We start from the raw sequence: 13047 nt of genomic DNA, 5'->3' as shown, positions 1-13047 counted from the left end.
ATCATGCCCTGTCCATGGATCGGCCGCGCCTGTACCGGTTCGGCGGCAACGCGTTTGGAGACGAGGATGCGCAGTATAGGAGCTTCAAGCCGCCTCGGCCTGCTGACGCTGACATTTGCCGCGGCGCCAGGACCGGCGCCGGCCTCCGCTCAATCCATCCCGGAGCGGGCGAATTTCGACCCGATCGCCGTGGTCGATGGCATCAGGATCAGCCGGACCGAGTGCGCGGCGCTGGAAGCCAAGAATACCGCGATCTGGCTCGAAACCCAGGCGACATGCCTGCGATATTATGCGGCCGGGCTGAAACCTGGCTCCGGCACGATCCCCGTCGCCGCGATCTGGCTGAACGGCGACGTGCTGGGACCGAAGGGGGCGAATGCGGACAAGCGGCAAGGCGGCTTCGGCCCGACGGAGATGGTCGCGCTGCAGCAGAGGCTTTCGGCCCGCTTCGGCATCCCATCGATCTTCCTGGGGCGGCCCGGAACCTATGGAAGCGCCGGCAAGCACTACACGATGCGCGGCCGCCCCATCGAAGCGCAGCTCATTTCGGCTGCGCTCGACGGTCTCAAGGCGCAGTATCACATCCAGTCATGGGCGCTCGGCGGGCATAGCGGTGGCGGCACGCTCGTCGCGGAGATGCTGGCGCAGCGCGACGATCTGCGCTGTGCGGTGATCTCCTCCGGCGCAGCCGCCTATCGCGCCTATCTGGAAGCACGCGGCCTCGTGAGGCCGGGGCAGAGATCGGAGCGTTTCGACCCCTCGGCCGCGCTCGACAAGGTGCCGACCGATCCCGTGCGGCGCGTCTTCGTGATCGGTGACCCGCGCGAGACGAATGTGCCGTTCTCCTCCCAGAAGCTCTATTTCGAAAGCCTCACGCGCCGCGGCCATGCGGCCTGGCTGATCCCGCTGGAGCGCGCCACGGATGCCCGCCACCATGATCTCGTCGATTTCGGCGAGACCGCCAACGCGCTCTGCGCGGCAGGCGCGGGCACAGACCGGATTGTCGGCACGCTCACCTCCATGCCGGCACAGGGACCTCGCTTGTCAAACTGAGCTGTTGCAAGTGCCAAGCGGTGGCTCAGATGGCGCGAGATTCCCGTTGGCCGCCTTGGTCGGGAGTTGACAGGTCGGCGCCAGACCCTGCCCTCGCCCTCAGATTGAGATTCATCCCCCTCCTCTATCGCGTTGGAAAGACGAGGTTTCCAAAAGAGGACAGGCGGCACCCGAAGATCGGCGACGCGCGATGCTGGAGCTTTCTCCTGAACGGGATGGCGAGCCGGCTACTCCAGATCGGGACACCGGTCACGCGCGCTCGAGAAATCCTCCGTCGTCCCGAAAGCCACCCCGCCGAAGGACGCGTATTGCGACGCGAACGGCGGATGCTGCGCCTCGCCACCATGCGAGCTGGCCGAGATTGGGACCGGGGCGTACCGGGCCCGGGCCACCGTTCCCGGCGATCCGGCCCCTGGCTGGCGAGCCTCGCAAAGTAGCTCCCGGATATGGCCGAGACTAATCTGGAAATTCTCCAGTCTATATCTGCCCATTTTCGAGACCGTCGGCACTCAGAGCGAACCGCGACTCAGCAATCATCAATTCACCTATCGTCATCGCGGCATGCAATTGGGGGGCGCCCTCGGATAACGGCATATCGCACGGCATCCGGCGGCCTATCCTCTTGCGTAAACCTTTTCATCATCGTCAATATTGACCCTCACGTCAGCCAATCAAGTTTAGAACTGCCCCAGCGTCCCTGCCACGGAATCGACGCACCACCTCGACGCGAAACGATGTTGCACGACATTGGACGCTCGCATAACAATCGACTTGTCGAACAATGCTTTCGGCCCAGGATCCGGCGGATCGCTGGCCTTTACAGGGATGCACAATAACTCGGAGGAGACATCGATGACTCGACGTATTCGCTTCGTGTTGCCTTATACGTTACTGGCCTCATTCGCCCTATCCGGGGCGGCGACGGCCCAAAGCCCCGGCGGAACGCCCGGGCTCACCAGCACCACGGTGATGTCCGGGCGCGAGCTGACCTGGGACATGGCCTTCCTGCCCGACGGCACGATGTTCTTCACCGAGAAATGCGGTGGGCTCTCGGTCCGGCTCCCCTCCGGCAAGATCAACGCCCTGCTCGGCATCAAGGATTCCAAGAACTACCCCGAGACCGCGTCCGACCTCTTCTGCAGCGGCCAGGCCGGCATGAGCGGCGTGGCGATCGACCCCGACTTCGCCAGCAACCGCTTCATCTACGTGTCCTCGGCGTCGAACATCACCGCGCCGGGAACCAATCGGGTGCTGCGGCTCGTGGTCAGCCCCGATCTGACCAAGGTCTCGAACCGGCAGGATATCGTCACCGACATCGCCTACAAGGCGGCGCCGAGCAACCATCCCTTCGGCGATGCCGGCGCGCATAATGGCGGACGCCTGCGCTTTGGCCCCGCGGACGGCTTCCTCTACGTGACGACGGGCGACACCCATAATGGCGAGGTGCCGCAGGGCCCGACCCGCATTGGGGGCAAAGTGCTGCGCATCGACCGGGACGGCAAGGCCGCGCCCGGCAACAACCCGCCACAGGGCTTCGATACGCGCGTCTTCACCTACGGCCACCGCAATCCGCAGGGCATCTGCTTCCGGCCCGGCACCAACCAGCCCTACACGGCGGAGAACGGCCCCTGGCATAGCGACGAGGTGACGGCGCTAACCGCCGGCGGCAACGCGGGCTGGGATCCGCGCCCGAACATCGCCGGGCGCGCCGACTGCCCCGACAATTATTGCGGATACTCGCCGAACCAGATGGGCGCAGTGGATCCGAAGGAGCGCTCGGCCTTCATGCCGATGACCGACACCAAGACCTATCCCAACGCGATGAAGCCGGCCTGGAACAACGACACGCTTTCGCAGGGCATGTCGTCATGCGTATTCCTGAACGGCCCTCAATGGAAGGACTGGAACGGCCGGATGGTCGTGACCTTCATGGGCATCGGCATCCACGGAACGCCGGTCGGCAACCGCCTCGACGTGCTCAACATCACGCCCGACGGCGCGTCCGCCACGCGCAGCACGGTGTCCCTGCCGATGCCGGCCGGACGCTTCCGCTCCGTCGTGCAGGCGCCTGACGGCAGCATGTACGTGGCCACCGACCAGGGCGACGTCTACCAGCTCAAGCCCAACTGAGCCTGATGGGCAGCCGCGCCTGCCGCAGCGGCGGCGCGGCCGACCTTCCGTCTGCGGGCTCGGCCTGGCCGCGCCCGCAGACCTGACGCGATCAGCATTCGCAACCGCTTCGGACACCGACCAGCACGAGACGATACGGACAGATGGAGCTTGGGCTTCTCGCCTGGCGGCGGACAAGTGCCGGCTCCGGCAGCGCTTGCGTTTCAGCGCATGTCCCGCAGATCATCGCGTGCCTGGCCGCCCCGACCGGAGAGCCGATGATGATCCTTGCGTTGGTGCTATCCGCTTCGTTTCGACCACTGTTCCGCGATACCGACCGATCCGGATCGCGCATGATGGGAAGCCTGGTCCATGGTTGACTTTCGCCACCTCGCCGCAGCCGCTTTCGTCGCGCTTCTGGCATCCTCGCCCGCTTTCGCAAGCCCCGAACTGGCCAGGAGCAAAAACTGCGTCGCCTGCCATTCGATCGAACGCAAGATGATCGGTCCAGCCTACAAGGCCGTTGCCGAGCGCTATGCCAAGGACGAAGCCGCGCTCAAGACCTTGAGCGAGAAGATCGTGAAGGGCGGCGGCGGCAATTGGGGTCAGATGCCGATGCCGCCTCAACCCGGCGTCTCGCCCGAGGAGGCCGAAGGTCTGGTGAAGTGGATTCTGTCCCAGCAATAGGGACCGTCGTCGGCGGCAGCGGCGGCCTCCGGCACCGGTGCCGCCAGGTACCGGAGCCGCTCAGCGGGTCCCCCCCGTCGGTTAGGACGACTTCTGCTTCCAGCCCAACTCTGACAATCTCGGCGGAGTGTCGCGACGTCGACAGCCGGCTTGCTGCGCGACCGACAGCGGAGAGGAATGCAAGTGATGAAGCGCATCTTCGTAGCCACGGCCCTTGCGGCAAGCTTCGCCTGGCCCGGCCTGCTTGCCGCCCAGGATCTCCCGCGGTCGATTGTGGAGCTCGGCTTGACCGACATTCAGACCCGCCCGAAGCCGCACATCGCCTATGGCAGATATGTCTACGGCACCCTGCCCGGCGGCGCTCGCATCAAGGTGGAACTGGAGCAGAACGGGGAAATCGATGAAATCGAAGCGCGAGGGCGCGGCCTCTTTCCCATTGACCAGATCCGCTCGCTGGTTCCGGCCCCGGTGCTGCAGAACCCGTCCTGGCCGGCCGGTGCTACGCTCGAAAGGATTGAGTTCGAGCGAGGCGGACGCATCAAGATCGAAGGTCGCCTTGCCGACGGGATCAAGTTCGATGCCGAATTTGCAGCCGATGGGCAGCTGATCGATTTCGATAGGGACGGCTGAAGACGCGGCCAGCGCGCGCGAGTGGCCTGCTGCCAAAGGTCGATGCTACCAAGATGCAGGGATCGCCGCGCAGCCACACGCCGTCCGTGTCGCCAAGCATTTGCGACGTGAGACGCGCCAGCTTCTGTCATTCCGAGGCTGTGCGGCCACCGTCCGGATCTGGAAAAGCGGACCAAACAAGATGGGGCTCGGTTCCCTTTGGGACCGTCGAATGCCTGAGGAGGGCTGATTGAAAGGCAGGGGGTTCTACGTATGGCTTGCCGTCTTCGCCGTGGTCGTGGGCGTTCTGGTTTGGAGCCTCAGCCCCGGCCCTTCGGAACATCCGTCGATCGGAGGGGGCGGTTATGACCTGTCCGGCCCAGTCTACACTCTGGTGCTTCTGGCATTCACGGGCCTCTGGACGCTTGCAACACTGCTGGCCGGCTTGAACCACAGCGAGGCAGGGACCCGTCGTCGCGCGTTCATCCTGGCGGTCATCGGCCTCATCACCTTCTCGCTGTCGATCATGATCTGGGGCAACAACCTGAGTTAGCGGGCACGCGGGCGTGACACTGGAAACAGGCTATGCGCGACGCGCAGGTCGGTCGTCGATCCCACCGGCGTGCCTATCTCGTGTCGAACAATGGAGCGCCGCTCGGGCCTCGCCAACACGCGCCATAAACGCAACTCGGCCAGTCGCCCGGAGGCAGACTTTGCCAAGGGTCTCGCCTGACTTCGGCTCCTGACCCATCTCCTGCGATATTGCAGGACTTGTTCCTGGGTGGTGATCGCCGCCAGCGTCAGGCCGGCGAGCAGATTGCGTCCCACGTCTGCGGGAAGCGAAGTGCGCCCGATCCAGTCTGAGGCGCATCGCTCGACATGACCGGTCACCATCGTTGCATGTGAAGCCCAAACGGTTGCAACTATAGCAGTTCGCGAACCTTCGCGCGGGCTGCTTCGCAGCAGCTCAACAACGGGCAGAGGTCTCGCGAGGATGAAGACCCTCATTGATTCCACCAATGCGCTGATCGGTGGAATGGCGGCGATACGCCGCCAGTTCGGCGTGCCGGAGCAGTTTCCGCCCGCGGTTCTTGCAGCCGCGGAAACTGCTGCCCATCGCGCGCCGACCGCGCATGTCGACCGCACGGACCGGCCTTTCGTCACGCTCGACCCCGCGACATCGACGGACCTCGACCAGGCCTTCACGATCGAGCGCAGCGGCAACGACCTTTTGCTGCATTACGCCATCGCCGATGTCGCTTGGTTCGTCGACGATGGCGACGCGGTCGACCGGGAAGCGTGGCAGCGCGGCACGACGCTCTATCTGCCGGACGGCAAGGTCGGGCTGTATCCGCCGGTTCTCGCCGAGGGCGCCGCGAGCCTCCTGCCCACCGGACCTCGGCCGGCGGTGATCTTCACCACCCGGGTCGACACCGATGGCAATGTCCATCTCGACAATGCAGAGCGGGCTGTCATCCGCAGCACCGCCAAGCTCGCCTATGACAGGGTCAGCGCGTCTGATCTGCCGCCCGATTTCGATGAACTGGCCCGCCGCATCGAGGCTGCCGAGAGCCGGCGCGGCGCAGCGCGCGTGGACCCGCCTGAACAGGAGGTCGATGCCCTCGGCGACGGCCGCTACCAATTGATCTTCCGCCCGCGCCTGCGCGCCGAGGAGCAGAACGCCACCCTGTCCCTGGCCAGCAATATCGCGATCGCGGCGGCACTCCTGACAGCCCGGACCGGCCTGTTCAGGGTCATGCAGGAACCGGATCAGAAGGCCGTCCAGCGCCTGCGCCAGACCGCGCGCGCCCTGGGATTGTCATGGCCGGAGATGGAGACGCTCGTCCAGTTCGAGAAGACGCTGAATCCCGCCGACAGCAGCCACGCGGCCTTCATGCTGGCGGTGCGGAGGACCAGCGGCGGCGCGAACTATGTTCCCTATCGCAAAGGCATCGTGCCGTGGCATGCGCCGATGGCGGCGACCTATGCGCATGCCACGGCACCGCTGCGCCGTCTCGCCGATCGCTATGTGGTGCGCGCCGCCCTGGCGGTGGCGAACGGCCAGCCGGTTCCGCCAGCGGTATCGGCCGCATTCGAACAACTGCCTGCGGTGATGGCGCGGGCCGATGCGCGCGACGGTCAAGTGGACCGGGACGTCATCGATCTGGCCGAAGCTCTTATGCTCCAGGGCAGCGAAGGAACCGCGTTCGAGGCGGTCGTGACCGACGCGGATGAGCACGGCCTGCGCATCCAGCTCTGCGAGCTGCCGGTGGTCGCGCGGGTTCGCGGGCAGGACAGCAAGCCGGGCGATAGGATCCGGGTCAGGCTGACATCTGCCGACCCCCTGCAGAACATGATCACCTTCGAACGAGCAGGTTGAGGGCGATGACGCTCCGAGAGCCCGTCCAACAGCCGGTGCGGATCGCAGAGCTGCGGGGTACTGCGGAACGGCGCGCGACTACATGTCCGAGCGAAACTCCCGGGGTGTGCGGCCGGTCGCCTTCTGGAAGGCGCGCGCGAAATTGGCGGGAGAGGAATAGCCCATCTCCGCCGCAACACGGGTGATCGAGCCGTTCATGTGCCGAAGCAATTCGGTCGCGCGCTGGAGCCGTGCCGCGTTCGCCAGGCTGCGGAAATCGGTGCCGGCCCGGTTCAGCTCGCGCTGCAACGTCCGGACGCTGGTCCCCATCGGTCGGGCAGCCCGATCGATCGAGACGCTGCCGGTGAGAACCTGGGCCCGGACCTGTGCCATGACGACGTCGAGCAGATCGTGTGGCGCTCCGCCGGGCCGGTCTCGCGCCACGTCCTCGATGGTGACGATGGGCCATGACCCGCGGTTCGGAGCAGCCGACAAGAGATGGCGTTCGATGACGATCGTCACGGCCGGCGCGTTGAACAGGACCGGGCAATGGAAGAGATCTTCGAACAGGCCGGCCTGGCGCGGCCTCGCGATATTGAGCTCGATGCGCAGCGGCCGCCAGTCGAACGGCAAATAGGCCCTGATGACGCTGAGCAGGACGCCGGCCGCAGCCCCGGCGATCATCTCGTAGCCAGCATGGCCGGCAAGCGCAAAGACATAGCTGTAGCGCGCCTCATCACCGGTGATCGCGAGCGACATCCGGTCATGGGTGCTGTGATAGCGAAGGGCCGCAATCGCCCGCTCGATGGAGTGGCCGAGCGTCTCGGCTCCCAGGATATAGCGCCCGAAACAGCCATAGTTGCCGGCGTTCATCATCGGGGCGATCAGGAACCCGAGATTGGGCTCGCCGGCGACTCTCGCGGCGGCATTCACGAAGCCGAGCACTGCGGCATGCGGGATGAAGCAATTGCGGCCCTCGGTCAGCTCGATATCGAAGCCAGCCGCACGGTTCGCCCGCAGAAGCGCCCTCTCCCCGAGTTCATGCCGCAGGAATGCCGGCAGGCCGTGCAGGATATGGCTGGAGATGACGGGGATTTCAGACACGCGCTGGACACTCCGGAATACCGCAAGGTTGGCGCAAAATGAGTGGTCTCGAAATCCGATTGCTGTTTTGTCGCACAGTATAAGTGCCGCGGGCAAACGGGAAACCGGTTTTGGCCGTCGGCAGCTTTGTTGTCGATGAAGGAACTTCCGGCCGTGAACGCGAGGACGTTGATCAGGTTAGCTGGACTGACACTCTTCGCGACCTTGTCGTGTTCGGGAATAGCGCTGGCGGAGGATTCGACTGGGAACACGGCCGATCTGGCCAAGGCGGCGCAAAACCCCGTTGCCGACATGATCAGCCTGCCCTTCCAGAACAACTTCAACTTCAATGTCGGGCCGCATAAGCAGCTGCAGAACGTCCTCAACATCCAGCCCGTGATCCCGATCACGCTGAACAAGGACTGGAACCTGATCACGCGCTGGATCACGCCGGTGATCTCGCAACCAGCCGTGACGGTGAATGGCGAGCGCGAGTTCGGCCTCGGCGACATCAACCCGAGCTTCTTCTTCTCGCCGAAGCAGCCGACGCACGGCATCATCTGGGGCATCGGGCCGACCTTCGTATTCCCGACCGGCACCGACAAGACCCTGACCGCCGGCAAGTACTCGGCGGGTCCGGCTTTCGTCGCCCTGGCGATCGAAGGCCCCTGGGTCGTCGGCGTTCTCGTCAACAATGTCTGGTCCTTCGCGGGCAAGAGCAACCGCAGCGCGGTCAATGCGATGACGCTGCAGCCCTTCGTGAACTACAATTTTCACGGCGGCTGGTACCTGACCTCGTCCCCGATCATCACTGCCGACTGGGAGGCCGGCCATGGCGACCGCTGGACGGTGCCGATCGGCGGCGGCTTCGGACGGGTGTTCAAGATCGGCCATCAGCCCGTCAACGCGCAGCTCGCAGCCTATTACAACGTCGCAAAGCCCAGCGGAGCCGCCGATTGGCAGCTCAGGGCCCAGCTCCAGTTCCTGTTCCCGAAATAGAGCCAGTAGACCGCACTAACGAATTCAAACGAAGGAAGTGCGCCATGCAAACCGCGCGAAATACAATTGCCCTATTCTTTCTTCATGCTGTCGCGGTTTCTGCCCTGACATTGATGCCCAACTCTGCATCAGCTCAGGCGACGCCGGCCGTTCCCCCGCATGTGCCACTGCAGAAAGCGATCGGCACGCCCGCGAAGCCCGAACTCGTGCCGTCCTTATTTGTCCTCAGCGCGCGCGGCGCCACCTTGCAGGGCGGAAAGCTGGTGCTGAGCGGTCTGTCGCCGAACTCCATCGTCTTCGCCGACCGCCCGGTGAGGTCCGCTGGTCACGAACTCACGGCGCATATCCTTGAGGAGTGGCTGCCGGGCAACCAGAGCCCCGACAGCTTCTACAAGGACCCGCCGAACGCGACCGTGTCAGCTTTCACAAGGGATGGCTCGGGTATTCGCGACGCGGTCGTAGTCCTGAAGTCACCCAAGCTCGAAGGCGACCAGGTCACATTCGACGTCGACGTGATGGAGGGCGACCTTGCGGGCGGCGACGGCCCTGCGTCGATCTTCATCGACCTGATCGGCCGGCCATTTACGCCGTTGTCCTTCGCCGGCGTGGCGCGACGCAGCGCATTTCGGGGAGCCTATTACAGGGGCGCGGTTGCCGCCGGCGCGCTGGGTGCCGCAGCGTATTACGCCCCGTATGCCTATCGACCGGCCTGCGGATATTATCCGTACCCGCCCTGCTACTGACCCTCGGCTGTCGAATCCGATGTCCGCTCGAAGGATCGGACATCCCTGCATTGTCAATCATCGCCGAGGTCGCGTAGCGTTCACCTGCGACCTACGCGCGCTTGACCACACGTTGCGAACCAAAAGGAAGCTCCTCACATGCTGACGAAACGCGATCTGCTTGGCTCTGCTGCGATGGCCGCATTCGCCGCCGCCGTGACGGTGAGGTCCAGCCCTGTCCTTGCGCAGAGCAAGGCCGAATGGCCCAACGTGTTCGAGGCCAAGGACATCGCCGAAGAGGGCTTCATCTACGGCCTGCCGCTGGTGATGAACTATGCGGTCATGCAAGAGTTCGCCGTTGACAGGAACTCCGGCCAGTTCAAGGCACCGTTCAACCAAATCGAAAACCAGCACCACGTCGCCACCCCGGCGGACACGGCCGTCATCACGCCGAACAGCGACACCCCTTACTCGTTCATCTGGCTGGATTTGCGGGCTGAGCCGATGGTCGTCTCGGTGCCGGCGATCGAAAGGGAGCGCTACTACTCGGTCCAGCTCATCGACGGCAACACCTATAATTACGGCTATATCGGCACGCGCGCCACGGGCACGGAGCCTGGCGACTATCTGGTGGTCGGCCCCGACTGGAAAGGCGAAAAGCCGGCCGGAATTAAACAGGTCTTCCGATCGACGACGCCGTTCACGCTCGCACTGATCCGCACCCAGCTCTTCAACCCCGGCGACATGTCAAATGTCGAAAAGGTCCAGGCCGGCTACAAGGCGCGCCCGCTTTCGGCCTTCCTCAAGCAGCCCGCCCCGGCGGCTGCGCCGACAATCGCCTTCGTTCCTGCCACCACGGCCGGGATCAAGGACAACTTCTTCGAGTATCTCGACGCGGCCCTGCAATTCATCCCCGAGACGGCGCGCGACAAGGCGGTTCGTTTGAGGCTTGCGAAGATCGGCATCGGTCCCGGCAAGACCTTCGCGTTCAAGGATCTCTCGCTCGAACACAAGGCCGCAATCCTGATCGCCATGAAACAGGGCGACGACAAGGTCGACAAATGGCTGGCCGGCGGAAACAAGAATATCAACGGCTGGAATGTCGGTGCGTTCTTCGGTGACGAGGCCTTCTATAACGGCGATTGGCTGATGCGGGCCGGCGCCGCCAAGGGCGGCCTTCTCGGCAACGATGCCGTCGAAGCCATGTACCCCTATACCCGGACCGACGCGACCGGTGAGCCGCTCGACGGCAGCAAGCACAAATACACCATCACCTTCGCACCCGGCCAGTTGCCGCCGGTGAATGCGTTCTGGTCCGTGACGATGTATGACGGCAAGAGCCAGCTCCTGGTGAAGAACCCGATCAATCGCTACCTCATCAACTCTCCGATGCTTTCGGCGATGAAGAAGGACGCGGACGGCTCGCTGACGCTGTACCTCCAGAAGGACAGCCCCGGCGCCGACAAGGAAGCCAACTGGCTTCCGGCGCCGGATGACAAGATTTATCTCGTGATGCGCCTGTATTGGCCGAAGCCGACGCCGCCCTCGATCCTGCCGGCGGGCGCAGGGACATGGCAGCCGCCGGGAATCAAGCGGGTGTCATGACGTAGAACGCATGCGCCGCGCCCGGCGCGGCGCACTGCCATCCGTATCCCTACTACCGGCCGCCACAGCGGCAACCATCGGCATCGTCAACAGATGCCGGGATGAAAAAGACGCGACCGCAGTGAGCAATGCGGTTGTGTGACCTTCTGAACGGACGAACTGCACCTTCATCGTTCTGACAAAGACGGATATACGTCATGAAACTCAGCCAGAGTAAGCTTCCCGCAATTGTAGGCATCTTGGCCGCAACGCTCACCGCCGGTGCAGGTTCCGCCATCGCCCAGGCGCCGATACCACCGTCGCTCAGCACCCCGGACAAGGTCGAAACGCGTCTCGGCCCGCTCGAATTCAAGGACGGCGTGCCAAGCAAGGCCACGGCGGAAAAGCTCTACGACAACCTCGACTTCACCTACGCTTATCGTGCCTTCATGGACAACCTGCGGGGCGTCAGCATTCACGCGCTGCGCAAGGGCATGCACGACATCGGCGTGAAGGACAACGAGGTGCTCGTCTTCTCGCAGCTGATGGACGCCAAGTCGCTGTTCCTGACGGCCAACGCCGACACGATCTATGTCATGGGCTCGCTCGATCTGACAAAGGGCCCCGTGGTGATCGAGACGCCGCCCAAGTTTCTCGGCGCCGTCCAGGACGCCTGGTTCCGCTGGGTCGTCGACCTCGGAGTCCCTGGCCCCGATCGCGGAGAGGGCGGCAAGTACCTGATCGTGCCGCCGGACTACAAGGGTGAACTGCCGGAGGGCGGCTTCTTCATCTCGCGCGCGCGCACAAACACCATCGTGTGGTTCGGCCGGTCGTTCCTGGAGAACCACGGCGATCCCAAGCCGGTGGTCGAAGGCATCCGGAAATCGACCAAGGTCTACGCCTACGAACCGGGCGGCGTCGGCACTCCGGTCGCCGAGTTCCTGGCGGGCAAGGCCAGGCTCGGTCGGGTCACGCCTCCGCCGCCGACCGTGTTCCACGAAGGCAGCGGCAAGGTGATGAACACCATTCCGCCGAACGACTGGACATTTTACGAAATGCTCAATGAGATCGTGCAGCGGGAGCCGGCCACCTCGCTCGATCCGGAATTGATGGGACCGGTCGCCGCCATCGGCATTGTCAAAGGCAAGCCTTTCGCTCCCGACGCGCGCATGAAGAAGATCATGAGCGACGCGCTCGCGCTCGCCAACGCGACCTCCCGCACCCTGCTCATGAGTGCGCGCGATCCAAGCTGGTTCTACTATCCAAACTCGTCATGGCAGAACTATCTGTTCGAAACCGGCTACGAGTTCGAGACTCCTATTCCGTTGATCACGCCCGAGGGCGTCAAGCCCTTCCCGCCGACCGGCTATCGGACGATGGATGCGCGCACGAACTTCTTCTACGGCGTGACCGGCATCACGCCCGGCATGGCGATGCGCCTGCCCGGCATCGGCTCGACCTATCTTTGGTCCATGCTGGATGCGAACAAGCAAAACCTCGACGGAGCCAAGACTTACACGGTGACTCTGCCTAAGGGTATTCCGGAGGCGAACTTCTGGTCGTTCACCGTTTACGACAACATGACGCGCTCGATGCTGGACACGCCGCAGCGCTTCCCGCGCGCTGGCAGCCAAAGCTACCCGTCGCCGGCCGCAGAACCGAACGCCGACGGCTCGACAACTGTCTACTTCAGCCCGGCTCAGCCGGCCGGGGTGAAGCGCGGCAACTGGATCCAGACCATGCCCGGCAAGGGCTGGTTCACGGTCCTGCGCCTCTACAGCCCGCTCGAGCCGTTCTTCGCCAAGACCTGGCAGCCCAGCGAGATCGAGCTGGTGAAGTAGT

The 13047-nt window shown here is 64.2% G+C and carries 11 protein-coding genes; 10 read left to right on the top strand and 1 reads right to left on the bottom strand.

The window, feature by feature from the left end:
* Nucleotides 1-66 precede the first annotated feature (66 nt).
* The 6 genes from AB4118_RS19260 (at nucleotide 67) to AB4118_RS19235 (ending at nucleotide 6838) form a co-directional block, all read left to right on the top strand.
* Complete coding sequence (locus AB4118_RS19260) at nucleotides 67-1053, top strand: alpha/beta hydrolase family protein (protein ID WP_441491257.1); 987 nt, start codon at nucleotides 67-69, stop codon at nucleotides 1051-1053.
* A gap of 852 nt (nucleotides 1054-1905) precedes the next feature.
* Nucleotides 1906-3183: a PQQ-dependent sugar dehydrogenase gene (locus tag AB4118_RS19255; protein WP_441491256.1), complete on the top strand. Its 1278-nt coding sequence runs from the start codon at nucleotides 1906-1908 to the stop codon at nucleotides 3181-3183.
* 351 nt (nucleotides 3184-3534) lie between these two features.
* On the top strand, nucleotides 3535-3849 hold the full coding sequence (locus AB4118_RS19250; protein ID WP_441491255.1) for a c-type cytochrome: 315 nt from the start codon (nucleotides 3535-3537) through the stop codon (nucleotides 3847-3849).
* Nucleotides 3850-4035: 186 nt separating this feature from the next.
* Nucleotides 4036-4479 (top strand): hypothetical protein, encoded by a 444-nt coding sequence (locus AB4118_RS19245; RefSeq protein ID WP_441491254.1) that lies wholly within the window; start codon nucleotides 4036-4038, stop codon nucleotides 4477-4479.
* Between the two features lie 229 nt (nucleotides 4480-4708).
* A complete protein-coding gene (locus AB4118_RS19240; protein ID WP_441491253.1) occupies nucleotides 4709-5011 on the top strand; it encodes a hypothetical protein in 303 nt (100 codons plus the stop codon).
* 441 nt (nucleotides 5012-5452) lie between these two features.
* Entirely contained in the window at nucleotides 5453-6838 is a 1386-nt protein-coding gene (locus AB4118_RS19235) for an RNB domain-containing ribonuclease (protein ID WP_441491252.1), read from the top strand.
* 78 nt (nucleotides 6839-6916) lie between these two features.
* Here the strand turns inward: AB4118_RS19235 and AB4118_RS19230 are convergent, their stop codons facing one another.
* Complete coding sequence (locus AB4118_RS19230) at nucleotides 6917-7921, bottom strand: AraC family transcriptional regulator (protein ID WP_441491251.1); 1005 nt, start codon at nucleotides 7919-7921, stop codon at nucleotides 6917-6919.
* Nucleotides 7922-8074: 153 nt separating this feature from the next.
* Between AB4118_RS19230 and AB4118_RS19225 the strand changes: the two genes are divergently transcribed.
* The 4 genes from AB4118_RS19225 (at nucleotide 8075) to AB4118_RS19210 (ending at nucleotide 13046) form a co-directional block, all read left to right on the top strand.
* Nucleotides 8075-8899 (top strand): hypothetical protein, encoded by an 825-nt coding sequence (locus AB4118_RS19225; RefSeq protein ID WP_441491250.1) that lies wholly within the window; start codon nucleotides 8075-8077, stop codon nucleotides 8897-8899.
* 206 nt (nucleotides 8900-9105) lie between these two features.
* A complete protein-coding gene (locus AB4118_RS19220) occupies nucleotides 9106-9642 on the top strand; it encodes a hypothetical protein (RefSeq protein ID WP_441491249.1) in 537 nt (178 codons plus the stop codon).
* Nucleotides 9643-9780: 138 nt separating this feature from the next.
* Nucleotides 9781-11226 carry a DUF1254 domain-containing protein gene (locus tag AB4118_RS19215; RefSeq protein WP_441491248.1) on the top strand — a complete coding sequence of 482 codons (1446 nt, stop codon included), beginning with the start codon at nucleotides 9781-9783 and terminating at the stop codon, nucleotides 11224-11226.
* Nucleotides 11227-11423: 197 nt separating this feature from the next.
* A complete protein-coding gene (locus tag AB4118_RS19210; RefSeq protein WP_441491247.1) occupies nucleotides 11424-13046 on the top strand; it encodes a DUF1254 domain-containing protein in 1623 nt (540 codons plus the stop codon).
* Nucleotide 13047 lies beyond the last annotated feature (1 nt).

The sequence above is a fragment of the Allobosea sp. 2RAB26 genome (genome assembly GCF_052115465.1).
GTDB lineage: Bacteria > Pseudomonadota > Alphaproteobacteria > Rhizobiales > Beijerinckiaceae > Allobosea.
This window is presented reverse-complemented; position numbering and strand designations above follow the sequence as displayed.

Excerpts from the sequence above, each read along its gene's own strand:
- AB4118_RS19215 (WP_441491248.1), top strand. The coding sequence starts at position 9,781 with ATGCTGACGAAACGCGATCTGCTTGGCTCTGCTGCGATGGCCGCATTC.
- AB4118_RS19260 (WP_441491257.1), top strand. The coding sequence starts at position 67 with ATGCGCAGTATAGGAGCTTCAAGCCGCCTCGGCCTGCTGACGCTGACA.
- AB4118_RS19235 (WP_441491252.1), top strand. The coding sequence starts at position 5,453 with ATGAAGACCCTCATTGATTCCACCAATGCGCTGATCGGTGGAATGGCG.
- AB4118_RS19255 (WP_441491256.1), top strand. The coding sequence starts at position 1,906 with ATGACTCGACGTATTCGCTTCGTGTTGCCTTATACGTTACTGGCCTCA.
- AB4118_RS19210 (WP_441491247.1), top strand. The coding sequence starts at position 11,424 with ATGAAACTCAGCCAGAGTAAGCTTCCCGCAATTGTAGGCATCTTGGCC.
- AB4118_RS19250 (WP_441491255.1), top strand. The coding sequence starts at position 3,535 with ATGGTTGACTTTCGCCACCTCGCCGCAGCCGCTTTCGTCGCGCTTCTG.
- AB4118_RS19245 (WP_441491254.1), top strand. The coding sequence starts at position 4,036 with ATGAAGCGCATCTTCGTAGCCACGGCCCTTGCGGCAAGCTTCGCCTGG.